Annotated in this window: 20 protein-coding genes; 7 read left to right on the top strand and 13 right to left on the bottom strand. The window is 66.5% G+C overall.

Going from position 1 to position 23,955, the window contains the following annotated elements; translation table 11 throughout:
* The first annotated feature begins 72 nt into the window (after nucleotides 1-72).
* Nucleotides 73-1,077 (top strand): aldo/keto reductase, encoded by a 1,005-nt coding sequence (locus tag WH303_RS20885; RefSeq protein WP_339520921.1) that lies wholly within the window; start codon nucleotides 73-75, stop codon nucleotides 1,075-1,077.
* Nucleotides 1,078-1,083: 6 nt separating this feature from the next.
* Here WH303_RS20885 and WH303_RS20880 read toward each other — a convergent pair whose 3' ends face one another.
* Nucleotides 1,084-1,758, bottom strand: a complete 675-nt coding sequence (locus tag WH303_RS20880; RefSeq protein WP_339520919.1) for a phytanoyl-CoA dioxygenase family protein — start codon at nucleotides 1,756-1,758, stop codon at nucleotides 1,084-1,086.
* 4 nt (nucleotides 1,759-1,762) lie between these two features.
* On the bottom strand, nucleotides 1,763-3,148 hold the full coding sequence (gene radA / locus WH303_RS20875) for a DNA repair protein RadA (RefSeq protein WP_021025375.1): 1,386 nt from the start codon (nucleotides 3,146-3,148) through the stop codon (nucleotides 1,763-1,765).
* Nucleotides 3,149-3,283: 135 nt separating this feature from the next.
* Between radA and WH303_RS20870 the strand changes: the two genes are divergently transcribed.
* Nucleotides 3,284-3,910, top strand: coding sequence for a glutathione S-transferase family protein (locus tag WH303_RS20870; protein ID WP_339520916.1), 627 nt, complete (start codon nucleotides 3,284-3,286; stop codon nucleotides 3,908-3,910).
* Nucleotides 3,911-3,926: 16 nt separating this feature from the next.
* On the opposite strand, the gene WH303_RS20865 is transcribed toward WH303_RS20870, so the two are convergent.
* The 8 genes from WH303_RS20865 to WH303_RS20830 form a co-directional block, all read right to left on the bottom strand.
* Nucleotides 3,927-4,802 (bottom strand): substrate-binding domain-containing protein, encoded by an 876-nt coding sequence (locus WH303_RS20865; RefSeq protein WP_339520914.1) that lies wholly within the window; start codon nucleotides 4,800-4,802, stop codon nucleotides 3,927-3,929.
* A gap of 45 nt (nucleotides 4,803-4,847) precedes the next feature.
* Complete coding sequence (locus WH303_RS20860; protein WP_084635682.1) at nucleotides 4,848-6,470, bottom strand: ABC transporter substrate-binding protein; 1,623 nt, start codon at nucleotides 6,468-6,470, stop codon at nucleotides 4,848-4,850.
* A gap of 170 nt (nucleotides 6,471-6,640) precedes the next feature.
* Entirely contained in the window at nucleotides 6,641-7,258 is a 618-nt protein-coding gene (locus WH303_RS20855; RefSeq protein WP_339520912.1) for a 4'-phosphopantetheinyl transferase family protein, read from the bottom strand.
* A 2-nt stretch (nucleotides 7,259-7,260) separates the two neighbouring features.
* Entirely contained in the window at nucleotides 7,261-11,328 is a 4,068-nt protein-coding gene (locus WH303_RS20850) for a Pls/PosA family non-ribosomal peptide synthetase (protein WP_339520910.1), read from the bottom strand.
* A 178-nt stretch (nucleotides 11,329-11,506) separates the two neighbouring features.
* Nucleotides 11,507-12,973, bottom strand: coding sequence for an efflux transporter outer membrane subunit (locus tag WH303_RS20845; RefSeq protein WP_339520908.1), 1,467 nt, complete (start codon nucleotides 12,971-12,973; stop codon nucleotides 11,507-11,509).
* Nucleotides 12,970-14,202: an HlyD family secretion protein gene (locus WH303_RS20840; RefSeq protein ID WP_339520906.1), complete on the bottom strand. Its 1,233-nt coding sequence runs from the start codon at nucleotides 14,200-14,202 to the stop codon at nucleotides 12,970-12,972. Before WH303_RS20840 ends, WH303_RS20845 begins: the two co-directional genes overlap by 4 nt.
* A 42-nt stretch (nucleotides 14,203-14,244) precedes the next feature.
* On the bottom strand, nucleotides 14,245-15,909 hold the full coding sequence (locus tag WH303_RS20835) for an MFS transporter (protein WP_339520904.1): 1,665 nt from the start codon (nucleotides 15,907-15,909) through the stop codon (nucleotides 14,245-14,247).
* Complete coding sequence (locus tag WH303_RS20830) at nucleotides 15,906-16,490, bottom strand: TetR/AcrR family transcriptional regulator (protein ID WP_339520902.1); 585 nt, start codon at nucleotides 16,488-16,490, stop codon at nucleotides 15,906-15,908. Before WH303_RS20830 ends, WH303_RS20835 begins: the two co-directional genes overlap by 4 nt.
* A gap of 368 nt (nucleotides 16,491-16,858) precedes the next feature.
* On the opposite strand from WH303_RS20830, the gene WH303_RS20825 reads away from it, so the two are divergent.
* Nucleotides 16,859-17,440 carry a helix-turn-helix transcriptional regulator gene (locus WH303_RS20825; RefSeq protein ID WP_021027611.1) on the top strand — a complete coding sequence of 194 codons (582 nt, stop codon included), beginning with the start codon at nucleotides 16,859-16,861 and terminating at the stop codon, nucleotides 17,438-17,440.
* A complete protein-coding gene (locus tag WH303_RS20820; protein WP_339520899.1) occupies nucleotides 17,437-18,705 on the top strand; it encodes a type II toxin-antitoxin system HipA family toxin in 1,269 nt (422 codons plus the stop codon). The genes WH303_RS20825 and WH303_RS20820 overlap by 4 nt, the downstream gene beginning before the upstream one ends.
* A gap of 85 nt (nucleotides 18,706-18,790) precedes the next feature.
* Here WH303_RS20820 and alr read toward each other — a convergent pair whose 3' ends face one another.
* Nucleotides 18,791-19,894, bottom strand: coding sequence for an alanine racemase (alr, locus tag WH303_RS20815; protein ID WP_339520897.1), 1,104 nt, complete (start codon nucleotides 19,892-19,894; stop codon nucleotides 18,791-18,793).
* Nucleotides 19,895-20,035: 141 nt separating this feature from the next.
* Between alr and lplT the strand changes: the two genes are divergently transcribed.
* From lplT to WH303_RS20800, 3 genes are all read left to right on the top strand, one after another.
* Nucleotides 20,036-21,340 carry a lysophospholipid transporter LplT gene (lplT, locus tag WH303_RS20810; RefSeq protein ID WP_021027614.1) on the top strand — a complete coding sequence of 435 codons (1,305 nt, stop codon included), beginning with the start codon at nucleotides 20,036-20,038 and terminating at the stop codon, nucleotides 21,338-21,340.
* A 139-nt stretch (nucleotides 21,341-21,479) separates the two neighbouring features.
* Complete coding sequence (locus WH303_RS20805) at nucleotides 21,480-22,331, top strand: DMT family transporter (protein ID WP_339520893.1); 852 nt, start codon at nucleotides 21,480-21,482, stop codon at nucleotides 22,329-22,331.
* 38 nt (nucleotides 22,332-22,369) lie between these two features.
* Nucleotides 22,370-22,867 carry a glutathione peroxidase gene (locus WH303_RS20800; protein WP_339520891.1) on the top strand — a complete coding sequence of 166 codons (498 nt, stop codon included), beginning with the start codon at nucleotides 22,370-22,372 and terminating at the stop codon, nucleotides 22,865-22,867.
* A gap of 14 nt (nucleotides 22,868-22,881) precedes the next feature.
* On the opposite strand, the gene WH303_RS20795 is transcribed toward WH303_RS20800, so the two are convergent.
* Nucleotides 22,882-23,007: a hypothetical protein gene (locus WH303_RS20795; protein WP_021027617.1), complete on the bottom strand. Its 126-nt coding sequence runs from the start codon at nucleotides 23,005-23,007 to the stop codon at nucleotides 22,882-22,884.
* 148 nt (nucleotides 23,008-23,155) lie between these two features.
* On the bottom strand, nucleotides 23,156-23,955 hold an 800-nt coding region (locus WH303_RS20790; RefSeq protein WP_339520889.1), incomplete at its 5' end, for a ProQ/FINO family protein.

The following is a 23,955-nucleotide window of genomic DNA, read 5'->3' as shown; positions in this document are numbered from 1 at the left end:
CAGCCCGTGACTGACAAACCGGCGGCGGCCCGCTAGCATCGAGGGACTCGACCTGATTCCCGAAGGACCAAGATGCAGTACCGCCAGCTGGGCGCCAGCCCCCTCCAAGTCTCCGCCCTGTGCCTGGGCACGATGATGTTCGCCGACCAGACCGACCTCCAGGAGGCGGCCGCCATCGTGGCCGATGCGCGCGCCCAGGGCGTCAACTTCATCGACACCGCCGATATCTACAGCAAGGGCGAGTCCGAGCGCATGGTCGGCCAGTTGCTGCAAGGCCAGCGCGATGACTGGGTGCTGGCCACCAAGCTGGGCAACGCCATGGGCAGCGGGCCCAACCAAGGCTATTACTCGCGCGCCTGGATGCTGCGCGAGGTCGAGGCCAGCCTGCGCCGCCTGCAGACCGACCGCATCGACATCCTCTACCTGCACCGCGACCGCGCCGGCCTGCAGTTGCATGAGCCGCTGTATGCCCTCAAGCAGCTGATCGACAGCGGCAAGATTCTGTACTGGGGCCTGTCCAACTTTCGCGGCTGGCGCATTGTCGAAGCGGTCTACACCGCGCGCGAGATCGGCCTGCCACCGCCCATCGTCTGCCAGCCCTACTACAACCTGCTCAACCGCATGCCCGAGACCGATATCCTGCCCGCCTGCGCGCAGTTCGGCATCGGCGTTGTGCCCTTCAGTCCCATTGCACGCGGCGTTCTCAGCGGCAAGTACCAGCCCGGCATGGAGCCGCCCAAGGACAGCCGCGCCGGCCGCCAGGATGCCCGCATCCTGCAGACCGAGTTCCGCCCAGAATCCCTCGTGATCGCCCAGCAGGTGCAGCAGCACGCCGAGCAGCAAGGCATCAGCGCCGCGCAGTTCGCCACCGCCTGGGTGCTGGCCCACAACGCCATCAGCGCGGTCATCGCCGGCCCGCGCACCTTGAAGCAATGGCAGGACTACCAGCCCGCGCTGAACTACCAGATCACCGTGGACGACGAGCGCCTGGTCAACGGCCTGGTCAGCCCCGGCCACCCCTCGACGCCCGGGTACAACGATCCGGCGCATCTGTGGCCACAAGGGCGGCTGGTTTAAAGGCAGCTACACGGCGGCAGCCCAAGCCAGCCCATAAGGCAGCTGCGCAGGGCCAAACAAAAAATGCAGCACGCGCCGACGGCTGCTGCCACTCGCTTTGGACGAGGCGTGCAGCAGCAAGGGCCGCATCACCAGCGCGGCGCCTTGGGCAGCCGGGCATGCGAGCTCTCCCCGTTCATCACGCAGCTGCAGAGCAGCTGCGCTGTCGATGACGCCCATGGCGTGCGAGCCCGGCACCACGCGCAAGGGGCCGTCATCGGGACCGCAGTCCTCCAGATGCACACGCACCGCCACCAGCTGCTCCAGTACCTGCGGGGGGGCCTGCACAAAATGGGTCGCGTCCTTGAGCGCCCAGCCCTTGAGCGCGGGGTGTTCCAGCTTGCGCTGCACGGGTATCGCCAGATCCTGGTGCAACGCCACCAGCCAGTTGGTGTCGCGCGACTTTTCGAAATAGGTGCATTGCACCGCCAGATGGCCCTGAGGAATCAGATCGGCCAATGCCTGGGCTGCACGCAACTGCCCGGCCATGCGCTCACACCATGGCAGAGTCAGCAGATGGCGTGCGCCGGGCCCCTGCCCTGTGCGCCCTTGCAGCTCCGCCAGCACCGATGCGCAGCCATCGGCAGCCAGCACACCGGGAACCAGCGCAAAGCCGTCACGCGCAAAGGCATCTGCCAGCATGCGCTCAGTCCAGCCCACGCACCAGCGATATCGCCTCGTCCACCCGGTCCACCGCGTGGATCGTGATGCCCTCGATCGGCTTTTTGGGCGCATTGGCCTTGGGCACGACGGCGACGCTAAAGCCCAGCTTGGCGGCTTCCTTCAGGCGCTCCTGGCCGCGCGGGGCGGGGCGCACTTCGCCGGCCAGGCCCACCTCGCCAAAGGTGATAAAGCCCTTGGGCAGCGCCTTGCCCCGCAGGCTGCTGGTGATGGACAGCATGACAGCCAGGTCAGCGGCTGGCTCGCCGATGCGCACACCGCCCACGGCATTGACGAACACATCCTGGTCGGCGCAGGCCACGCCGGCATGGCGGTTGAGCACGGCCAGCAGCATGGCCAGGCGGTCGCGGTCCAGGCCCACCGACAGGCGGCGCGGGCTGGGGCCGCCGTCATCGACCAGCGCCTGGATCTCGACCAAAAGCGGGCGCGAGCCTTCCAGGGTGACGAGCACGCAGCTGCCGGGCACCGGCTCGCTGTGCTGGCTCAGAAAGATCGCGCTGGGGTTGTTCACGCCCTTGAGGCCTTTTTCCGTCATCGCGAAGACGCCAATCTCGTTGACGGCGCCAAAGCGGTTCTTGATGGCGCGCACCAGGCGGAAGCTGCTGTGCGTGTCGCCTTCAAAGTACAGCACGGTATCGACCATGTGCTCGAGCACGCGCGGGCCGGCCAGCGCGCCTTCCTTGGTCACATGGCCGACCAGCACCACCGCAATGCCGGTGCTCTTGGCCATGCGCGTCAGGTGGGCCGCGCATTCGCGCACCTGGGCCACCGAGCCGGGGGCCGAGCTCAGCTGGTCCGAGTACATGGTCTGGATCGAGTCGATGACGACAATGGCTGGCTGCGTGCTCTCGCAGGTGGCCAGAATCTTCTCCAGCTGGATCTCGCTCAGCACATTGACCTGGCTGTTGTCCAGCCCCAGCCGGCGCGAGCGCAACGCCACCTGCGCGCCACTTTCCTCACCGGTCACATACAGCGCGGGCAGCCCCTGGTGCTGCAGTGCATCCACCGCCTGCAGCAGCAAGGTCGATTTGCCGATGCCCGGGTCCCCGCCGATCAGCACCACCCCGCCTTCGACAATGCCGCCGCCCAGCACCCGGTCCAGCTCGGCAATGCCGCTGGGCGTGCGCGCCACTTCGGTGGCCTCGATGGCGGCCAGCGGCGTGACGGCCTGGGCCTGGCCGGCGTAACCGGTGCGGCCGGTCTGGCTCAGGCGGTTCTTGCCGCCGCCTGCGGCCTCGGCCGTGCTCTCCACCAAGGTGTTCCAGGCATTGCAAGCGGGGCATTTGCCCAGCCAGCGCGGGCTGGTGCCGCCGCATTCGCTGCAGATGTAAACGGATTTTTCTTTGGCCATGGGGTGGACGTTTCGGAACAGACACCCATGGTAACGGCGAGCGCAGCACATGGCCGGCAAATCGATTAGCATCCCCAGGCGATACGGCAGGCGCCATGCGCTGGCACCGCCGCCAACCCCCATCCAAGGAGCCCCATGAGCCAAGACCTGACCCTGTACTACGCCCCCGGAACCTGCGCGCAGGCCGTGCTGATTGCCTTGCATGAGGCGGGCGCTGCCTTTGATGCCCAGCGCCTGAACATGGCCGAAGGGGCGCAGCGCACGCCGGCCTACCTGGCCATCAACCCCAAGGGCCGCGTGCCCGCTTTGGTCACCCCGCAAGGCGTGCTGACCGAGACGGCCGCGCTGCTGCTGTATGTGGCGCAAACCCACCCCGACAAACAACTGGCGCCGCTGAGCGACCCGTTCCAACTCGCCCGTCTGCAGGAGTTCAACAGCTACCTGGCATCGACCGTGCACATCAGCCATGCCCACCGCCCACGCGCTGCGCGCTGGGCCGACGACGAGGCGGCCCAGAAAGCCATGCAGGCCAAGGTGCCGCAGAACATGCGCGATGCCTTTGCGCTGATCGAGCAGCACTACCTGGGCGACAAGACCTGGGTGATGGGCGAGCAGTACACGGTGGCCGACGGCTACCTGTTCACGATGGCCGGCTGGCTCAAGAGCGATGGCGTGGATATCAACGAGTTTCCGCGCGTGGCCGCCCATTACGCCCGCGTGGGCGCGCGCCCTGCGGTGCAGGCAGCGCTGGCCCAGGCCTGAGACATTGAACAGGTTCTCAAGGCTGGTACTCAGCCGGGTCCAGGTGCTCGGCCGGCGGTGGTGGCGGCCGGGATACCCCTGCCACCGGCTCCCAGCCTGAGCCGTTCCAGTCATGCATGGCCGCTTCGCGCTGGTAGAAGCGGGCCAGCAGCTGGGCCCCTGCGGTGCTGCAGGCCTGGCGAACAATGCCGGCGCTGTAGACCGCCTCGTAGGCCAGGGGGGGCGGTATCTTGCCCACCACCTGCAGCTCGGCAGAACGGGGCAGCTCGCTGCGCAGCAGCAGGCCCAGCTCCGCATCGCCCCGCGCCACCAGCTGGGCCACCTGCGGGCCAAACACCTTGATGCTCTTGGGCAAAGCCTGGGCAGTCAAATCCAGCTCGCGAAACAGCTTTTGCTCGATAAAGTCGCTGCCATCGGCCGACGGGTAGGCGATGCTGCGGGTCGCCTCCAGCATCTTCTTGGCGTCTTCCGTGTCCTGGAGCACCGGCACGGGGCGGCCGGCCTGCACGATGGCAATCAGCGGTGAGCGCACCACATCGTAGAGGCGCCCCGGCCGCACCAGGCCCTGGGCCTGCAACAGCTGCAACACCGCGCGCGGCGCCAGTACCAGATCGACGCAACCCGCCTGCTGCAGGTACTGGGCCAGCGCCTGCGCCACCGCAGGCGACGCGCCGTAGCCGGGCTCGGCACGGATCTGGGTAGGGATCATCAGCTGCCCGGCCAGTGCCCGGTGCACAGGCACAAAGCCTTCGGTCATCAGCAGCTGCACCGGCAGGCTGGCCTGGTCCAGCGCGGGTTCCGCATCGGGCTGCGGCGGCTCGGAGGCGCAGCCCAGCAGCGCCGCAGCGGCACAGCTGAGCAGGAAGGAGCGGCGAAGAGGCATCAGGCGCATGCAGGCATTATCAGACAGCGGCGCCTTGGCCCTCTCACCCGCCCGTCAATTGGCCACGTTCAGCAGACGCCAGTCGATGTAGTTGTCCGCGCGGGTCGGGATGCTGACCTTCTTGCTGGTCGCCCAGGGGGTGATCAGGTTGAACAGCGGGATATGCGAGATGGCCTTGTGCTCGTTGAGCAGCACCTTCTCGATCAGCTGGTTGCGCAGCTTGAGGTCCGTTTCGGTCTTGACGCGCTCGATCATGGCATCTTGCTGCGGGTCGGAGAAGCGGCCCAGGTTGAAGTTGCCATCACCACTGCCGCCGGGCGAGCGCAGCAGCGCCTGCAGGCTGTAGTAGGCGTCAAACGTGGGCACCGACCAGCCCAGCAGGTAGACACTGGCTTCGTAGCGCTGGATCATCGGGAAGTAGGTCGCGAACGGGTAGGTGCGCAGTTTGGCCTTGATGCCCACCTTGGCCCACTGGGCACTGATGGCCTGGCACAGCTGCTCGTCGCTCGGGTAGCGGCCGGCCGGGCAGGAGAACTCGAACTCAAAGCCATCGGGGTAGCCCGCCTGGGCCAGCAGCTTCTTGGCGCCTTCCGCATCAAAGGCCAGGCGCTGGTCGGCCTGCTTGGTCCAGCCATTCACATGGTGGGCAATCAGGGTGCCGGTGGGCTGGGCCAGGCCGCGCATCACCACGCGCTGGATGGTGCCCATGTCAATCGACTGGTAGAGCGCCTGGCGCACGCGCACATCCTTGAAGGGGTTCTTGCCCTTGACGCTGGACTGAGGCAGCTCGTCGCGGTACTGGTCCATGCCCAGGAACAGGGTGCGGTCAGCCGCGGATTCGAGCACCTGCAGGTTGGGCGCCTGCTTGATGCGCTGCAGGTCGTTCATGCTCGGGTCGATGATGAAATCCACCTCGCCCGACAGCAGCGCGGCCGTGCGCGTGGCGTCCGACTTGATCGGCGTGTAGACCGCCTGCGTGATGTTGCTGGGGTACTGGGTCTTGCCCCACCACTGCGGGTTGCGCTTGAGCACCAGGCGCGAATCCTGCGACCAGCTGTCGAGCACATAGGGGCCGGTGCCCAGCGCATGGCGGTGGGCATAGTTCTCGTCCTTGGCCTTGATGTCCTTGGGCACCTCGGACTGGTGCTGCACCGCCCAGGGCTTGCTCATGATGCGCAGCTCGGTCAGCTGGTTGACCAGCACCGGGTTGGGCACGTCGGAGAAGATATCCAGCGTGCGGGCATTGACCACCTCGATGCGGTCGATGCCCTGGGTGTAGACGACAAAGCCGGAGCTCTTGGCCTTGGCGCGCTCCAGCGAGAACTTCACGTCATCGGGGGTCAACGGCGAGCCATCGCTGAAGGTCACGCCTTCGCGCAAGGTGATGCGCAGCTGCTTGGGGTTGATGCGCTCCCACTTGGTGGCCAGCGAAGGTTCGGGCTTTTGCGTCTGGCTGTTGTACTCGACCAGCGCCTCATACACCGCGCGGTGCACCGAGTTGTTGACCCCAACATTTTGCGCATGGATATCCCAGGACGACAGATCGGCCGAACGGGTCCAGCGGAAGTTCGATGCCTGGGCAGAAAATGCCATGCCGGCCACTGCGCCGGCGATGGCCAGGGTGCAGACGCTGCGCGCCCAGCCGTTGCGGCCTTGCAGATAAGTGGTGGGTTGCATCACAGATTCCTTCATTCCATGCAAAAAATCAAAACGCCGCACTATGGCAGTGCAGCCCGGCCGCGCCAACGATTTATTCGTTGTATCGATATGGGCCTGGCGCAGTGCAGATTCTGCTAGCGGCGGGCGGGCAGGCCAGTGTAACGGCCCCGCCAAAAACCAGATGCGGCCTAGGCCGAGGCGCGCCAGGCCAGCGCGACCGCGCCCGCAGCACTGTCCAGATCCCAGAGCGCGATGCCGGCATTCCAGCCCTTTTGCCGCTGATCGGCTTCAGCCAGTGCCAGCCCGGCGCATTTGAGCTGGGCTTCCAGCCGCGCCCATTGCCGCGCAAAACCGCGCTGCCAGGCCATCCCCCGCAAGCCAGCCAGCGCAGCGGCGGCATCGGGCTCCAGGTACAGGGCAGCCACCGCCGGCCAGCCAGCGGCATCGATATCCGTGTGTTCATCACCGGGCGGCCCTTGCACATCAATGCCGACGCTGCCCTCTTGCGTGCAGGCCCAGACCGCCAGCGCATCGGCATAGCTGATGGACAGCTGCCACCCTGGCAGCACCTGCCCGTTGCGCAGCAGCTGCGGGGCCTGGCCGGCACGGCGCTGCACGGCCAGTTGCGCTGGCTCGCAGCCCAGCTGTGGCGCCAAGGCCTGGCAGATCGCCAGGTAGACGGCCTCGCGCAGGCTCTCGCGCGGCAGCGCGCCTGATGGCGGTGCATCCGCCATCACCACCGCCTGGGCCTGTACCCGGCCCTGCAGCGCTGGCGGCAGGGCCAGCGGCTGCCTGGTCCAGTTCAATGCTAAGCCCGCCATGGCGCGGCCGGCGCGCCCTGCCAGCGGGTGCCGGCGGGCAGGCGTTCGCCCTTCATCACCAAGGTCATCGGGCCCAGCTGCACGCCATCGCCCAGCTCGGCGCTGTAGAGCACGGTGCAGCGCGCGCCCACCGTGACCCGCGCGCCAATCACCACGTCATCGACCTTCATCACCCGGTCTTCAAACAAATGGGTTTGCGGGCAAGACAGCGCATTGAGCTCGCTGTGCGCGCCAATGGTCACGCAGTCATGCTCGGTGATGTCGGTGGTGTCCAGGTAGGCGCTGCTGGCAATCTTGCTGCCCAGCAGGTTCATCGCCAGATTGAGCCAGGGCGTGCCGCGCAGGTAGCGCAAGAAGTTGGGCACCGCAATGCCTTCGTACATGCTGGTCGTCGCCTCGGACAGCCAGACAAAGGGCGTCCACATCGGCGCAGCCTTTTTGCGGTAGCGCCCCACCAGCAGCCACTTGAACAGCGCCACCGCCCAGAAGGCGCCCAGGCCAAAGACCATGCCGGCGACGGCCAGATCCAGCACCACCGCGCCCCAGCGGCCGGCAGCGGCCAACGGCATCGCGTCAAGCACAATCGCATAACCGGCGGCAATCACCAGCGCATGGGGCGCGCCAATGCGGAAGGCCTCGACCAGGCCCCGGCCCAGCACGCGGCGGCGTGACGGCGCAAAGGTCAAATGGTCGGGGTAGCCCTGCACGACTTCGCGCGCAGGCAGGTTGATGGCCGGCGAGCCAATCCAGGTCTGGCCGGCCTGCATGTCGGCATTGCGCGGCACGGCCGACATCACGCCGATCAGCACCCCTTCGGGAATGGTCGAGCCATCGGGCACATAGGCGCCATTGCCGATAAAGCTGCGGCGCGAGACCACCGTGGGCTGCACCGTCATATAGCCGCCATCGATGCGCTCGTCGCCCAGCATCACCGCATCGGCTACAAAGCACTCGTCGCCCAGGGTCAGCATATCGGGCACCACGCCCAGCGCGGTCGACAGCTCGGTGCGCTTGCCCACCTTGGCGCCCAGCATGCGGTACCAGCTGGCCGAAAACACCGTCGCATAGATGCCGTGCAAGGTCGCCAGGCTCCCTTCCTGGATCTGGTTGGTGAGCCACTTGCCCAGGTAACGGCCGCTGTGCACCGACCAGGTGCCCGGCTGCAGCCGGGGCAGGAACAGGTAGCGGATCAAGGCGGCCACCAGCATGGTGCAGACCACCAGCACCAGGCTGGCGGGCAGCGCCAGCACAAAGAACTTGAAAAAGCGCAGGATAAAGGCCCCCAGCGCATCGACCGTGCCGTCTTCGAGCAAAGGCCGCACCGAGATCGCGTCCACATCCAGCCAGTCGATCAGCAAGAACGCCGGGAACACCGGCATGAAGAACAGGGTCGCGATGCTCAGGCCGCCCACCGCATAGACCAGCATCTCCCAGGCGCGCCAGGCAGCGCTGGGCCGCACGCGCTCGGGCATGCAGCTGGTGTCAAAGTCCGAGACAGGCTGGGCCGGCGAGCCGGTCCAGACGCTGCGCGCAGGCTGCGCCTGGCCATCGCTCAGGCTCGACTGCCCTTCCAGATGGGCCCAGTCGCCCAGGCGGGTATTGCCCTCCAGCACCACATAGGAGCCAATGCAGGCATCGGCGCCGATATCGACCGTGCCCAGCAGCAGCCAGCCGCCTTCGACCCGGGCGTTCTCCAGGCTCACCACATTGCCCACGCTCGCTCCGGCGCCAATGCGCAGCAGATCGGGGGCGCGCACCGTCATCGAGCCCAGCAGCACATCGTTGCCGATCTTGGCACCCAGCGCGCGCAGCCACAGCGGAAACAGCGACGAGCCGGTGATCATGCCCACCGGCACCGCCTCCACCAGCCGGTCAGCCAGCCACCAGCGGAAATAGGTCAGGCCCCAGAGCGGGTAGCGCCCGGGCTTGAGGCGGCCGGCAATCAGCCACTTGCCGGCCCAGGCCACGACAAACTCCAGCACCGTGGCCAGCGCAAAGGCCAGTACCGACACCGCAATGGCCACGGCCACCGAGTCGTTCTCGTCACCGGTAAAGAAGTGGTAGGTGAAGAACGGCGCCAGCCATTGCGCCATCTTGACCAGCACCAGCAAAGGAATCGCCACCGCCTGCGCAGCGCCACAGCGCCAGCGGCGCAGCGCCGAATGCTCGCGGAACGCGCGCGCGGCCGGTGCCGGCGCATCGTCCGCCACCATGCTGGCCTGCAAGGCCTGGGCAATCGCGCCCACGCGGCGCTGCTGGTAGATGGTGCTGACGGTGGCCTGCGCAAAGCGCGCATCGGCACGCAGCACCGAGGTCAGCCGCGCAGCAAACAGCGAGTGACCGCCCAGGTCGCTGAAGAAATCCAGCGAGCGGCGGATGGGCTGGCCCGGGAACATCTGCGCCAGCGCGGCAAACAGCAGCGCCTCGGCCGGGGTCTCGGCGGTGTCCGAATCACCGCTGTCCACCGCGGCACTGAGCGCGGCGGCACGCAACGCGTTGCGGTCGATCTTGCCCGAGGTCAGGCGCGGCATCAGCGCCAGCGCCTCAAAGCGGGCCGGCACCATGTAGGGCGGCAGGCGCTCGGCCAGCGCGCTGCGCAGCGCGGCATGGCTGGGGGGTGTCTCCAGCGGCACATAAAAGGCCACCAGCTGGTCGATACCGTCGTCCTTGCGCAGCAGCACCGCCGTGGTGCCCACACCGGGCTGCTGGGCCAGCACGGCCTCGATCTCGCCCAGCTCGACGCGAAAGCCCCGGATCTTCACCTGGTCATCGGCCCGGCCCAGGCATTGCATCTGGCCTTTTTCATCGATGCGCGCCAGGTCGCCGGTGCGGTAGAGGCGCTTGTCATGCGGCCCTGCCGGCCAGGGGTTGTCCAAGAACTTTTCGGCCGTCAGCTCGGGCCGGCCCAGGTAGCCAGCGGCCACGCCGGGGCCGGTAATGCACAGCTCACCCACTTCGCCCGCTGGCAGCCCCACCAAGCGGGGCGCGGTGCCGGCGGGAAAGCTGTCCGCCTCGATCACCTGCACCACCACCATGCTGTAGTTGGGCAGCGGCGTGCCGATGGTGACGGGCTCGCCCGCCTGCAGCTCGGCCAGGCTCGCCGACACGGTAGCCTCGGTCGGCCCATAGGTGTTGAACAGCTGGCGCGGCGCGCCGGTGCCCGAACGCGCCCAGCGATCGACCAGCGCTTCGGGGCACATCTCGCCGCCCAGGTTGATGATGCGCAGGCTGGGCACATCCTGGGCAAACAGCGCCAGCAAGGTGGGCACGGCATGCAGCACGGTGACCTGCTGCTCCAGCAAGGCCTGGGGCAGCGCCTCGGGGTCGCCGGCAATCTCGCGCGGCGCAATCCACAAGGTGGCACCCACCAGGTAGCTGATCCAGATCTCCTCGAAGGACATGTCAAAGGCCACCGAGAAGCCCTGGTAGACCTTGTCGCCCAGGCGCACGCCCAGGCGCGCATTCTCACTGCGCAAAAAGTGGCAGATGCTGCCCTGGTTGATGGCGATACCCTTGGGCTTGCCGGTCGAGCCGCTGGTGTAGATCACATAGGCCGGATCGCTGGGCTGGGCATTGACGCGCCGGCGCAGCGGGGTGCCTGCGGGCAGCTCGGCCAGCAGTTCCAGATCGGTCAGCAGCGGGCACAGCACCTGGGCATCGCGCAGGCCCTGCTGGGGCGTGGCAGCGGCCATCAGCAGCGCCTTGGCGCTGGCGTCTTCAAGGCAGGTCGCGATGCGCTCGGGCGGTGTCTCGCTGTCAAAGGGTAGCCAGGCGGCGCCCGTCTTGGCAATGGCCAGCTGCAGGCTGAGCAGCGCAATGCCGCGCGGCAGCCACAGGCCCACCATATCGCCCGGGCCAATGCCGGCCTCGATCAGCCGATGTGCCGCGCGGCTGGCGTCGGCATCGAGCTGGGCATAGGTCAGCTGCCGCGCCCCGGCCATCAGCGCCACCTGCTCGGGGTGGGCATAGGCGGTGGCCTCGAACACATCGGCCAGCACCTCGTGGCGCAACAGATCGGGGCGCTCAGGCCCCCGCAAAACAACAGTCTCAGACATGGCAGCAATACCCGGCAGCTGCAGAAGGCGCAGGCGCACCGCCTTTCTGCACAAAACGCCCCAGAATGGGGCATTCGCGCATTATGCGGCGGCGCCAGCGCCTGCCACGCCGGGATCCCCCCTGGCAAGGCCTGTCTGAGGGCTGAGCGCAACGCTTTGCGCCCGGCTTAAGCCCCGCCTAATCTGCGGCGGCGGGTCGCACTGCGGCGCTCGGCAGCACCGCATCGGCCGACCAGCCTCCGCCCAGCGCGCGGTACAGCGCAATCTGGTTGTCCAGCCGGCTTTGGCGCAGGTTGACCAGCTCGGTCTCGGCCTGGAACAGGTTGCGCTGGGCGTCGATCTGCTCCAGGTAGGACGCATAGCCCGCCTCGTAGCGGTCCTTGGCATAACCCAGGGTCTGGGCCAGCACGGCGCGGCGGCGCTCGGCCGCCTGCTCCTGCTCGGCCAGGCGCTGCACGCCGACCAGCGCGTTTTCCACATCACCCAGGGCCGACAGCACCGCGCCCCGGTAGGCGTAGGCGGCCTGGTCGCGCTGGGCGGTGGCGCTGTCGTACTGGGCGTCGAGCCGGCCACCATCGAACAGCGGCGCCAGCGCGCTCGCGCCCAGGCTCCAGACATTGATAGGGTTGTACTGCAGCGCATTGACAAACAGCCGCCCCGCACTGGCGCTGAGGTTGAGCTGGGGCAGGTAGGCGGCGCGGCTGGCGCGCAGGCTGGCATCGCTGGCGGCCAGGTTCAGCTCGGCCTGCACCAGGTCGGGCCGGCGCCGCAGCAGGGCCGAGGGCAGCGCAGCGGGCACCACCGGCATCTGCAGCCGGGCAAAGCCCTGGCCGTTAGCCGCAGCGGTATCGCGCACGGCGGGCACATCGCCGGCCAGCAATTGCAGCGCGTTGTACTGGCGCGCAATCGCCAGCTCCAAGGGCGGGATCTGGCCCTGGATGGCCTCGTACTCGGCCTGCGCCTGCGTCACCTGCAGGCGCGAGATATAGCCCACCGATTCCTGGTCCCGCGCCAGCTGCAGCGCGGTGCTGCGCGTCTGCAGGGTCTGGCGCGTCTGGGCCAGCTGCGCCTCGCGGCCCAGCAGATCGACATAGGCCTGGGCCGTGGTGGCCGCCACCGTCAGCGCCACCGCATCGCGGTCGGCCTGGCTGGCGCGGTACTGCAGATCGGCTGCCGTGCTGCGCTCGCCCAGGCGGCCCCAGAGATCGGGCTCCCAACTGGCCTGCAGCTGCGGCTGGACGGAGCGGCTGGTGGTGATGCCCGAGGTGGTCAAGGTGTGGGTGGCGCCCACATTGGCGCCCAGCGACAGGCTGGGTTGCAGCGCGGCATCGGCAGCGGCGAGCTGGGCACGGGCTGCGGCCACGCGGGTGCCCGCCACCTGCAGGTTGGCATTGCGGGCGAGCGCGGCCTGCACATAGCCGTTGAGCTGTTCATCACCAAATGCCTGCCACCAGGCCACCGGCACGGCTGCCTCCGGCCCGCTGGTGGCAGCGGCGCCCGTCTGCGCCCAGGCGCTGGGCACGGTCACGGCCGCATCGGCGGGCGCCTGGCGCAGTGCCGGCGCACAACCGGCCAGCAGCATCGCCATGCCCAGGGCCGTCAGCGTGGTGCCGGCCGAGCCTTGCAAAAACCGGCTGCGGGTCATGGCCGGGCTCCTTGCGCTGCGGCCTTGGCCGCGCGCGTGTCCACATGCACTTCGACCGACATGCCTGGGCGCAGGCGGGCGGCGAGCGGCTGGTTCGGGTCGATCGCAATGCGGATCGGCAGGCGCTGCACGATCTTGATGAAGTTGCCCGAGGCATTGTCGGCCTTGATAACGCTGAACTCCGAGCCGGTGGCCGGTGCCATCTGCTCGATATGGCCAGTCAGCTCGGCGCCTTCGAGCGCATCGACATAGAAGCTGGCCGCCTGACCCTGCTGCATGTGGGCGATCTGGGTTTCCTTGAAATTGGCCACCACCCACAACTGCTCGGGCACCAGGAACAGCAGCTGCGTGCCCGAGGCCACATACTGGCCCAAGCGCACCGAGGCCTCGCTGATCTGGCCATCGCGCGGCGCACGCACCACGGTGTTGTCCAGGTCGATCTGGGCCAGGCCCAGCTGGGCCTCAGCGGCCTTCACCTGCGCTTCCAGGCTGGCGCGTGCCACCTGGGTCGATTTGATGCTCTGCTCGCCAATGCGGATATCGGCCTGCGCCTTTTGCACATTGGCCTTGGCCAGCTGGCTGGTGGCGCGGGACTGGTCGCGCTCGCGCAGCGACACCGAGCCGCGTGCGGCCAGGTCCTCGACCCGCTGCAGATCGGCTGCCGCGCGGCGCGCTTCGGCATCCACCGCCGACAGGCTGGCCTGGCGTGCGCCCAGGTTGGCGCGGTTTTGCGCCTGGGTCTGGTCCGAGTTGGCCAGCTGCGCGCGGGCATTGTCGAGCTGCGCCTGGGCCTGGGCCACTTTTTCGGCATAGATGCGGTCGTCGATGCGCAGCAGCACATCGCCGCGCTTGACATGCGCATAGTCCTGCACATTCACCTCCGTCACATAGCCGCTGACCTGGGGCGCCAGCACGGTGATCTGGCCGCGCACATAGGCGTTGTCGGTGCGCATCATGTCGGAGGCAAAGGGCGGCAGCTTCCAGGCCCAGAGCACCAGCAGCACGCCGGCCAAGGCGACGACCGCCATGGTCAGCACCGCGCGGCGGCTGGGCCGGATCAGCTTGGCCGTCGGTGATGCGGTGGGTGCCGGGGTGGCGGCTGCCGTAGCGGCAGCTGCCGACGCTTGGGCAGCCGATGCGGCGGCCGCAGCCGCCGTGGCTTGGGGGGCAGCGGGCTGCGCTGCGGGAGCGGGGGCCGCTTGGGGAGTGGGTTTTTCAGTATCAGCCATTGTTGTTGCTTTGTAGATAGGGATCGAAAAAGGGGATGGAGGTCAGACGGGCGCCGGCAGCTCGCCCCGGCGCCGCGCGAGCCAGGCCAAAATGCGCTGGCGCAGCACGCGGTAGAACGCCCAGGCCAGGAAGGCCAGCGCCATCGCGCCAATCACGCGGAACACATCGTTGAAGGCGCGCACCGCCGCCTCGCGCCGGATCACCTGCACCAGCTGGGCCTGGCTTTGGGCGCCGCGCTGCACCGGGTCGGTGATGGTGCGGCCGAGCGACTGCGACTGCTGGGCCAGGCGCTGCGCAACCAGCGGGTTGGTCACCGGCATATCGGCCGCAATCGCCTGCGTGTAGAGCTGGGCACGCTGCTGCTGGATGCTGCCCAGCAGCGCGGGGCCGAGCAGCCCGCCCAGGCTTTGGGTGACCGAGAACAGCACGACAAAGGTGACCATGTGGTCCAACCCCTTGCCCAGCGCGCGCTGGATGCCGATCATCATCACCGGCCCCATGAACAGCGCCGCCGAGAACGCGATCAGGAACTGGCTGAAGAAAAAGTCATGCGGGCGGCTCAGGCTGGTGGAGTGCAGATCCAGCCAGCCGCCCACGCCGATCAGCAGGATCGAGGTCAGGATCTGCGGCAGGATGGCCTGGGGGCTGAAGGTGGCAGCACCCACGATCACGCCCAGCAGCATGCCGACAAAAATGACGCCATACAGCGCCTGCAGCTGCTCGGGCACCACGCCCATCGCGCGCAGCAGGCCCACCACGCCATAGTTCTGCTCCGAGATCATGAAACGCATCATGATGGCCCCGGCCATGAAGGTCAGCGTCGTGGGGTGCATCAGCCAGCGCAGCTGGATCAGCGGCGTGCGCCGGCTGTATTCCAGCAGGGCGGCCAGCGCAAACAGCACCAGCGACGCGATCAGCGCATAGGCCAGCCAGGGGGCGTTGAACCACCAGGCGTTCACGCCCTGGGCCAGCACCGCGCACAGCAGGCCCACCGCAGGTGCCACCAGCAGAAAGGTCACAAAATCCAGCGGCTCGAACACATGGATCTGCAGGCCGCGCGGCAGCTTGAGCACCACCACGGCAGCAAAGGCCATCAGCGCGAGACCCGCCTCGAACGCATACAGATGGGGCCAGGGGTTGACGTTGACCAGCGAAGGCGACAGCACCCAGGCCAGCGGCACGGCGATCGAGGACATGTTCATGCCCAGGATGAAGGCCGAGGGCACCTTGGAGGCCGGAAAGCCCTGCATCACATACATGACGGCCAGCGAGGTGGTGGTGGCACCGGCAAAACCGGCGACGGCCCGCACCACGATGGACATGGTGTAGCCCTCGACAAACACGTGCAGCAGCGCCAAGAGCGCATAGATGCCCAGGCCCCATTCGGCAAATACCCGCAGGCCCAGCTGCTGGCGGCTTTTGAAGACCAGCAGGTTGGCCGTCACATTGACCATCACATAGGCCGCAGGCAGCCAGGCGGCCTCGACTGCCGTCAGGCCCAGCTGGCCCTGGATCGAGGTCAGATTGGCCGTCACCAGACCATTGCCCAGACCGCCGACCAGACCGACGAACAGGCCCACCATGATGTAGGCGATGCGCCGGGGCAGCGTGTGCTGCAGCCGCGCGGGCGAGCCCGGCAGCACGGGGCGCTCATGCGTCTCCCAATCCGGGGGTTGCTCGACATAGCGAAAGGCAGGCGCGTTCATACCGTCTCCCTGGCATCCATGCGCAGGCCCTCGGTGATCAGCTGCCAGGCGCGGTCGCTCAGCTGCAGGCGCTCGGCCGGCGTGCGGCCCCGCCGCGCCGCGCTGAACATGCCCACGATCAGCAGCAGATCTGCCCCCTGCAGATCCTCCCGGCAGCGCCCTGCCGCCTTGGCCTGCAGCAGCAAGGGCGTCACCAGCGCCAACAGGCGCGAGCGCAGGTCAACGACCAAGGGGTCATCGAGCGGCAGCGAGCGCCAGTAATCGGTCAGCGGCACGGTCAGCACCGAGTCATGCGCCCAGAGGCGCAAAAACTCGAACAGCGCATCGGCATCGCCCGTCTCGCTCAAGGCATGGGCCTTGGCGGCCAGCCGTTCCAGAATATGGATTAGAAGGGCCCGCAGCAACTCGGACCGGTCCGCAAAATTGCGGTACAGCGTCGTGCGGCTCACCCCCGCCCGCTCGGCCACCACATCCAAAGCCACCGTCACCCCCTGCTCGGTAAACACATGCAGGGCCGCATCGAGCAACTGGCTGCGATGGGCCAGCGCATCACTGCGGGGTTGGCGTTCTTTGGAGGTCATGGGGTAGAGGCAAAAGCATTAAACGTACAAAACTGTACGCTAATTTTTTCAGGCCTGCACAAACCCTGAGAGCATCAGGGTAAACCCGTGGGTTAACGGTGATCTGTTTTTGGTCAGTTCACCGGCTACGCCGGCGAGGAGGAGGATGATGCTGGATGCTCCCAAAGATCACGCTGTTTGCTGTTGAAGAGTGATGAGGAATGGCACCATTAGCCTTAAATATTCATAGATGAATGAAATTCGTAGAAATGATGATATCTATGTTGTTTTAAGCTCAGTGCAAGCAGAGATTGGTATTTTTTCGTCAGCATAGAAGACAAAATAATTCATAGATTTGCTTTTTTCAGACAAAAGACTAATATCTATGAATGCCTCGTCAAAACACATCGCCTTCCGACTACCCGCAAGCCGTCCTGCAGCAGATCGAAAAGCTGGCGCAGAACATTGCTATCGCCCGTAAGCGGCGAGGAGAGTCGCAGGCGCAATGGGCCAAACGCCTGGGCATTTCACAGCCCACGATGGCCCGCATCGAACGGGGTGACCCGTCGGTCGCGATGGCCTCCTATGTGATGTGCATGTGGCTGATCAATCCAAGGGGCGATTTGGCCGGGCTGATTGCACCGCAGAACGACCATGCTGCGCTGGAGCGAGAGGTCGCCAAGGCAAAAAGCCAGCGCAAGCCCAAAACTCAAGAGCCAGCCCATCCCCTGCCATCAGCGGCACAAACAGAGCGCCGCAAAGCCGGGACTGAGGCAGGTACCTTGTCAGAGATAGATCGTCTCACTTCCGAATCTTTAGAAAAATCCCGGAAATCCTTGTTCAGCCCTGCTTACCTGCCCGAGCTGGCTCGGATCGTTGCGGAACCATCAGAGAAGACTCTCAAGGAATGGACAAGTGCAGCCCCAGGACTTGCCGCGCTCATGGCCAAGAAGCCTCCCCAAAAGCCATGACCGCCGACGCCTTCCCCTCCGTCTCTGCACGCACTTATGTGCCGCAAGACCAGCTCTATGTCTGGGCCATGGTCAACCCGGCGGCGCCCACCTTGGCGGGCACGGTCAGCCTTTCGCAGTTGGTGGCAGATTGCGCCACGTTCAGCTATGCGCCAGATTGGTGGAACTTTGCGCTCAGCCAGGACCTGCCCTTGGTACAAGGCCAGCTTTTCAGCAATGAGGAAAAACATACGGCGCCTGGCGCGATCGACGACGCCCGGCCTGACCGCTGGGGCGAGCGCATCATCCGCCACATCGACCGGCCTGCACGCCTGTCTATTCTGGAGATGCTGCTCTTTGCCGGAGACGACCGCTTTGGCGCACTGGGCATTTCCACCTCTGCTGAGCATTACCTGCCGCGCTATATCGGGCCGTATCCGCAGCTGAAGGACTTGGCGCAACTCGCGGCCGCAGTGGAAGATGTGCAGACCCAGGCCCCAATCACCCCCGAGATACAGCGCCTGGTCCAGCCCGGCGTCACCTTGGGTGGCGCCCGGCCCAAGGCCTTGCTGCAGACCGACAACGGCCCCTGCGTCATCAAATTCAGCGAGTTGGATGATGCCGTGGATACCCCGCTGATTGAACACGCGACGATGAGGCTGGCCGCACAGGCCGGCATATACACCGCCAACACTGCGGTGCTGCCACTGCCACCGCGCTATAGCAAGGCGCGGCATGCACTCACCATTGCGCGCTTTGACCGCATCGGCCCTTTCCGCGTGCACTGCCAATCGGCTCACACTGCCTTGCGCGCTGCGGGGTTGGAGCTGAGCTACAGCGCCTTGGCAAGCATCCTGCTGCGCCTGGGCCATCCCGAGCGGCAGGCCACCATGCGCGAGGAGCTATTCAAGCGCATGGTCTTCAACATCCTCATGGACAACACCGACGACCATGAGCGCAACCACAGCATCAGCCTGAACGTGGACGGTTACTACGACCTCAGCCCCGCCTACGACGTGGTGCCCAGTCTGCAGAACCTGGGCTACCAGGCACTCAGCGTGGGCACCATGGGGGCTGAGTCCAGCCTGGAGAATGCGCTCACCCAGATCAAGGAATACGGGCTCAAAAGGCCACGCGCCATCGCGCTGGTGCAGCAGGTGGCTGCGGCCGTGGACCAGTGGGCTGCGCATTTTCAAGCACTGGGGGTCAGCCCGGTGGATATGGAGCAGCTCGCAGCCAGCATCGACCGCGACGCGCTCAGACGGCAAAGGCAGGCTTTTCTTTAAAGCCTGCGGAGCTGGCTGAATCCTTCTGCAAAGCCGGTGCAGCACCAACCCAGCACTTGGAAGATCTGCCTATTTTTAAGGCAGATCAGTGCCCATCCACCACCACAGGCACCCGTGGCGCGACCGCGCACATCAGCTCATAGCCCACGGTGCCAGCGGCCTGGGCCACTTCGTCGATGGAGAGCACGGTGCCGTTGGCGGCGCGGCCCCAGAGGGTGACCTCGCTGCCCCAGCCCGCTTGGGGGACGTCGGTGAGGTCGACGGTGACCATGTCCATGCTGACCCGGCCTATCAGGCGCGAGCGCTGGCCGTCGACCAGCACGGGGGTGCCGTTGCCGCAGTGGCGCGGGTAGCCGTCGGCATAGCCGCAGGCGACGACGCCGATGCGCATGGGCTTGTCGGCGGTGAACGCCGAGCCATAGCCGACGGTATCGCCGGGCTGCAGCTCCTGCACACCGATGACCTTGGCCGACAAGCTCATCGTCGGCTGCAGGCCCCAGTCATCGGCCGTTTGCAGCGGGTAATCGGGCGCGCTGCCGTAGAGCAGGATGCCGCCGCGCACCCAGTCGCCGCGCTCGCTGGCCGACATACCGGGATTGCGCAGCATCGCGGCGCTGTTGCAGATGCTGCGCTCGCCGGGCAGGTCCACGGTGGTCTGGTTGAACAGCGCCATGGCCGCGCCGATGCCCTTGGCGGTGTCGGCATCGCTGAAATGGGTGATGAAGGAGATCTCGTCGACCTGGGGCAGCGCATTGAGCCGGGCCCAGGCCGAGCGGTAGCGCTCGGCGGTGAAGCCCAGGCGGTTCATGCCGGAGTTCATCTTCAGGAACACGCGGTGGGGCTGCTGGGTCTTGTGGGCGGCGAGCCAGTCGATCTGCTGGTCGCAGTGCACCGTGTGCCAGAGGTTCAGGCGCGAGCACAGCTCCAGGTCACGCGCATCAAAAACGCCTTCGAGCAGCAGGATGGGGCCGCGCCAGCCCAGATCGCGGATGCGCTGCGCCTCGGACGGCTCCAGCAGCGCAAAGCCGTCAGCGGCGCGCATGCCGTCAAACACCTGCTCGATGCCATGGCCGTAAGCGTTTGCTTTCACCACGCACCACAGCTTGGCGTCTTGGGCCGCCAGACGGGCGCGTGCCAGGTTATGTTGCAAGGCAGCAGTGTGAATGGTGGCTAGAATGGGGCGCGGCATGGCAAATACTCACAACAAGATTATGAAAACCCCTAGTATTCTGGCACCGTGCTTTCGCCCCTGCGTGCTATAACCTCGACTCCCTACACGCAGCTTACAAATTTCTCGCGCCATTAGCATCCCTTATCAGCCTCCCAACGAATGAAGCGCGGTTTCTACACCATCATGTCGGCGCAGTTTTTCAGCTCGCTGGCTGACAACGCCCTGTTTGTCGTTGCCGTCGATCTGTTGATCAGCGCAGGCGCTGCGGAGTGGCAGCGTGCCGCCCTGGTGCCCATGTTCGCGCTGTTCTACGTGATCCTGGCACCGTTTGTGGGCGCCTTTGCCGATGCCTACCCCAAGGGGCAGGTGATGTTCATCAGCAATGCGATCAAGGTGATCGGCTGCCTGCTGATGCTGTTTGGCCACCACCCGCTGCTCGCCTATGCCGTCGTCGGCCTGGGCGCTGCCGCCTACTCACCGGCCAAGTACGGCATCCTCACCGAGCTGCTGCCGGCCAGCCAGCTGGTGCGGGCCAATGGCTGGATCGAGGGGCTGACGATCACCTCGATCATCCTGGGCGTGCTGCTGGGCGGCCAGCTGGTGGGCCCACAGGTCTCGGGCTGGCTGCTGTCCTTTGATCTGCCCCTGATCGACACCCCCATCGATACCCCTTCCGAGGCGGCAATCTGCGTGATCGGCCTCTTGTATGCAGGTGCGGCCTGGTTCAACACCCGCATCCCGCGCACCAGCACCCAGCTGGTGCCACTGCGCCAGGACACGAGCCGCAGCATGTTCTCCAACGTGATGGACCTGCTGCCCGACTTCTGGCGCTGCAACAGCCGCCTGTGGCGCGACAAGCTCGGCCAGATCTCGCTGTCGACCACCACCTTGTTCTGGGGCGTCTCGGGCAATCTGCGCTATATCGTGCTGGCCTGGAGTGCGGTGGCGCTGGGCTACAGCACGACCAAGGCCTCGGCGCTGGTCGGCGTCGTCGCCATCGGTACGGCAGTCGGCGCCATCCTCGCCTCGATGCGCATGAAGCTCGACGGCGCCACGCGCGTGATCCCGCTGGGCATTGCGATGGGCCTCTTGGTGGTGTGCATGAACTTTATCCACAGCATCTGGCTGGCGGTGCCTTTTCTGGTGGTGCTGGGCGGTCTGGGTGGCTTTCTGGTGGTGCCGATGAACGCCCTGCTGCAGCACCGGGGCCACAACCTGATGGGCTCGGGCCGCTCGATTGCAGTGCAGAACTTCAACGAGCAGGCCTGCATCCTGGGCCTGGGTGTCGTCTACAGCATGTTCACCCGCTTTGGCATGTCGGCCTATGGCGCCATCACCTGCTTTGGCCTGCTGGTGGCCGGCATCATGTGGTGCATCCTGCTGTGGCACCGGCATAATTGCAAGCAGCATCCGCAGGAAGTCCAACGGCTGCTGGACATTGCCCGCCACGACCACCACCACTGAGTGATCCGCCGGTGGGCCACGCGCCAAGCCCACCCGCCCTCTTGCACCCCTTAGAAAAATAGAAAGCTGACAGCGCCTGTTGACCCCAGGCGCTGTTTCCCCTCGCCCCATGCTCACCGCGCTGCCCTTTTTAGCCCTGATGACCAACGCCCTGATCTGGGGCACGATCTGGTGGCCGTTCCGCCAGCTGCAGGCCCTGGGGGTGCACCCGGTACTGGGCACGGCCCTGGTCTACCTGATCCTGTTTTGCGGTCTGCTGCTGGTCAAGCCGGCAGCGGCGGCCATTGCCCGGCGCCACCCGCTGCTGCTGCTGCTGGCCTTTACCTCGGGCAGCACCAATGTGCTGTTCAACTGGGCCGCCACCACCGGCGATGTGGTGCGTGTGGTGCTGCTGTTCTATCTGATGCCCGCCTGGTCGGTGCTGCTGGCCTGGTACTTTCTGGGTGAAAAGCCCAACAAGTACTCCATCCTGCGCCTGGTGCTGGCCTTCAGCGGCGTGCTGATCGTGATGATTCCAGCCGGTGCCACCTGGCAGAGCCTGACAGCCAACCTCTCGCTGCCCGATGCGCTGGCCATTGTCGGGGGCTTTACCTTTGCCGGCACCAATGTGGTGTTGCGCAGCCAGTACCGCGTGCCGGGTGAGGCGCGCATGCTGGCCATGTTCTTTGGCGGCCTGGTGGCCGCCGGTGCCATGTCGGTGCTGGGCATCTACCTGGGCCGCATGCCGGCCGTGCCCGATATGGCCTGGGGCTGGCCGCTGATGGTACTGGTCGTCGCCGTGCTGATCATGCTGAGCAACTGGACCCTGCAATACGGCGCCTCGCGCCTGGCCGCCACCACCGCTGCGGTGGTGATGCTGTCCGAGGTGGTCTTTGCCAGCGCTTCCAATGTGCTGATCGAAGGCACCGTGCTCTCGGGCCGCCTGCTGCTGGGCGGCGCGCTGGTGCTGTCGGCTTCGCTGATTGCGGCGCTGGAGTCGCGCCTGCCCTGAGTGGTGCTGAAGCTGGGTTAGCGACTAAGATAGCCGCCATGCCCGCAACACCGCACACCATCCAGGACTTTGTTCTCCACGACGCCAGCGCTAAGCCGCTGCCGCTGTCGCGCTATGCCGGCCAGGTGGTGCTGGTGGTCAACACGGCCACCGCCTGCGGCTTTACGCCGCAGCTCCAAGGGCTCGAATCTTTGCAACAGCAGTACGGCCCCCAGGGCCTGCAGGTGCTGGGCCTGCCCTGCAACCAGTTTGGTGCGCAGGCCCCCGGCAGCAATACCGAGATTGCGCAGTTTTGCGAGCTGAACTACCAGACCAGCTTTCCCAGCCTGGCCAAGGTAGAGGTCAACGGCCCGCACACCGACCCGCTGTTTGCCTGGCTCAAGGCGCAGGCGGCAGGCCTCTTGGGCGGGCGGATTCTGTGGAACTTCACCAAGTTTCTGGTCGGGCGCGATGGCCGCACGGTGCAGCGTTTTGCCCCGATGACCAAGCCGGCCAAGCTGGAAGCGGCCATCGAGAAGGCCTTGGCTGCTTCTTAAACGCCAAGCGGCGCTCAGTCCATCAACGCCGTCTCCAGCCCGGCGGCAATGCTGGCCAGGCCCGCAATCACGCAGACCGCACCCCAGAACTTGCGCAGCCAGCGGCGATTGCGGTTGGCTTGGGGGGTATCGGGCTTCATGGCGTACTCCTTGCGCAGATGGTAGCCATCCGCAGGTCTCAGGAACCCAGTGTAAGCAGCGGCGGGTCAGCGATCAAGCCAGGGGCATAAAAAAAGCTGTCCACGCTTCCAGGAGCGTGGGCAGCTTTTTGCTGGGCGAATGCCGGGTTTATTCAGCAGCAGCGCTGTCGTCGGCCTTGGCAGCGGCTGGCTCGGCCGCATCGCCTTCGTCCGCCGCTTCTGGGGCCGCAGGCGCGGCTGCAGGGCGTGCAGCAATCGCCTGGGTCTGGGCAGCGCGGTGCAGGTGGCGCTCCACCGCAGCGGGGTGCATGCCGTACATATCGGCAAACTCGGCCACGCTCTTGCCGCTGGCGGCATGGGCGGTGGCCAGCGCTTCGGCCTTGGCGTCGAACTCGGCCACTTCCTGCATGGCGGCTGCCAGCAGGGCCTGGGTCGCTTCATCCTTGACCTGGACCTTGGCCAGGAAGTCGTCGCGGCTCAGGTCGGACGCGATATAGGCCATGCCGATGCGGCGGCGCAGCTTGAGCTGCAGGTCTTCGCCGTCGCGCGGCTTGCGGCGGCGGAAGGACTCCACCAGCGCATGGAACACGTGCTCAGGCGCCATCGCCTCGACGACCTGGCCTTGCAGGTCATGGCGGGACTGGCCCATGGCCACGGCGTTGAGGTAGCGGGTCGAGCGGGTATGCAGGCCCAGGGCCACCTTCAGCTCGTTCTTCTCGAAGGCGTCGGGGTGGGCGGCCATCAGGTCCTGGAACACACCGCGCTTGAGCGGCAGCGGCTGGTCGCCAAACAGTGCAGGGTACAGACCGGCGAGCTTTTCCACCACGGGGTGGCGTGGGCGGGCAGGCGCCTTGGGCGCAGCGGGGGCCGCCTGGCCACCATCACGGCGTGGGCCACGGCCGCCGGCGCCCTGGCCTTCGCGGCGTGCGCCATTGCCGGGCTTGTTGC

The organism is Comamonas sp. MYb69 (assembly GCF_037479315.1).
Taxonomy (GTDB): domain Bacteria; phylum Pseudomonadota; class Gammaproteobacteria; order Burkholderiales; family Burkholderiaceae_C; genus Comamonas.
The sequence above is the reverse complement of the archived record's forward strand: the minus strand, read 5'-3'. Positions and strand labels throughout refer to the sequence as shown.

Excerpts from the sequence above, each read along its gene's own strand:
- WH303_RS20805 (WP_339520893.1), top strand. The coding sequence starts at position 21,480 with ATGACCAACGCCCTGATCTGGGGCACGATCTGGTGGCCGTTCCGCCAG.
- WH303_RS20820 (WP_339520899.1), top strand. The coding sequence starts at position 17,437 with ATGACCGCCGACGCCTTCCCCTCCGTCTCTGCACGCACTTATGTGCCG.
- WH303_RS20860 (WP_084635682.1), bottom strand. The coding sequence starts at position 6,470 with ATGCAACCCACCACTTATCTGCAAGGCCGCAACGGCTGGGCGCGCAGC.
- alr (WP_339520897.1), bottom strand. The coding sequence starts at position 19,894 with ATGCCGCGCCCCATTCTAGCCACCATTCACACTGCTGCCTTGCAACAT.
- WH303_RS20885 (WP_339520921.1), top strand. The coding sequence starts at position 73 with ATGCAGTACCGCCAGCTGGGCGCCAGCCCCCTCCAAGTCTCCGCCCTG.
- lplT (WP_021027614.1), top strand. The coding sequence starts at position 20,036 with ATGAAGCGCGGTTTCTACACCATCATGTCGGCGCAGTTTTTCAGCTCG.
- WH303_RS20845 (WP_339520908.1), bottom strand. The coding sequence starts at position 12,973 with ATGACCCGCAGCCGGTTTTTGCAAGGCTCGGCCGGCACCACGCTGACG.
- WH303_RS20825 (WP_021027611.1), top strand. The coding sequence starts at position 16,859 with ATGCCTCGTCAAAACACATCGCCTTCCGACTACCCGCAAGCCGTCCTG.
- WH303_RS20865 (WP_339520914.1), bottom strand. The coding sequence starts at position 4,802 with ATGCGCCTGATGCCTCTTCGCCGCTCCTTCCTGCTCAGCTGTGCCGCT.
- WH303_RS20870 (WP_339520916.1), top strand. The coding sequence starts at position 3,284 with ATGAGCCAAGACCTGACCCTGTACTACGCCCCCGGAACCTGCGCGCAG.
- WH303_RS20835 (WP_339520904.1), bottom strand. The coding sequence starts at position 15,909 with ATGAACGCGCCTGCCTTTCGCTATGTCGAGCAACCCCCGGATTGGGAG.
- WH303_RS20880 (WP_339520919.1), bottom strand. The coding sequence starts at position 1,758 with ATGCTGGCAGATGCCTTTGCGCGTGACGGCTTTGCGCTGGTTCCCGGT.
- WH303_RS20840 (WP_339520906.1), bottom strand. The coding sequence starts at position 14,202 with ATGGCTGATACTGAAAAACCCACTCCCCAAGCGGCCCCCGCTCCCGCA.
- WH303_RS20800 (WP_339520891.1), top strand. The coding sequence starts at position 22,370 with ATGCCCGCAACACCGCACACCATCCAGGACTTTGTTCTCCACGACGCC.
- WH303_RS20850 (WP_339520910.1), bottom strand. The coding sequence starts at position 11,328 with ATGTCTGAGACTGTTGTTTTGCGGGGGCCTGAGCGCCCCGATCTGTTG.
- WH303_RS20795 (WP_021027617.1), bottom strand. The coding sequence starts at position 23,007 with ATGAAGCCCGATACCCCCCAAGCCAACCGCAATCGCCGCTGGCTGCGC.
- WH303_RS20830 (WP_339520902.1), bottom strand. The coding sequence starts at position 16,490 with ATGACCTCCAAAGAACGCCAACCCCGCAGTGATGCGCTGGCCCATCGC.
- radA (WP_021025375.1), bottom strand. The coding sequence starts at position 3,148 with ATGGCCAAAGAAAAATCCGTTTACATCTGCAGCGAATGCGGCGGCACC.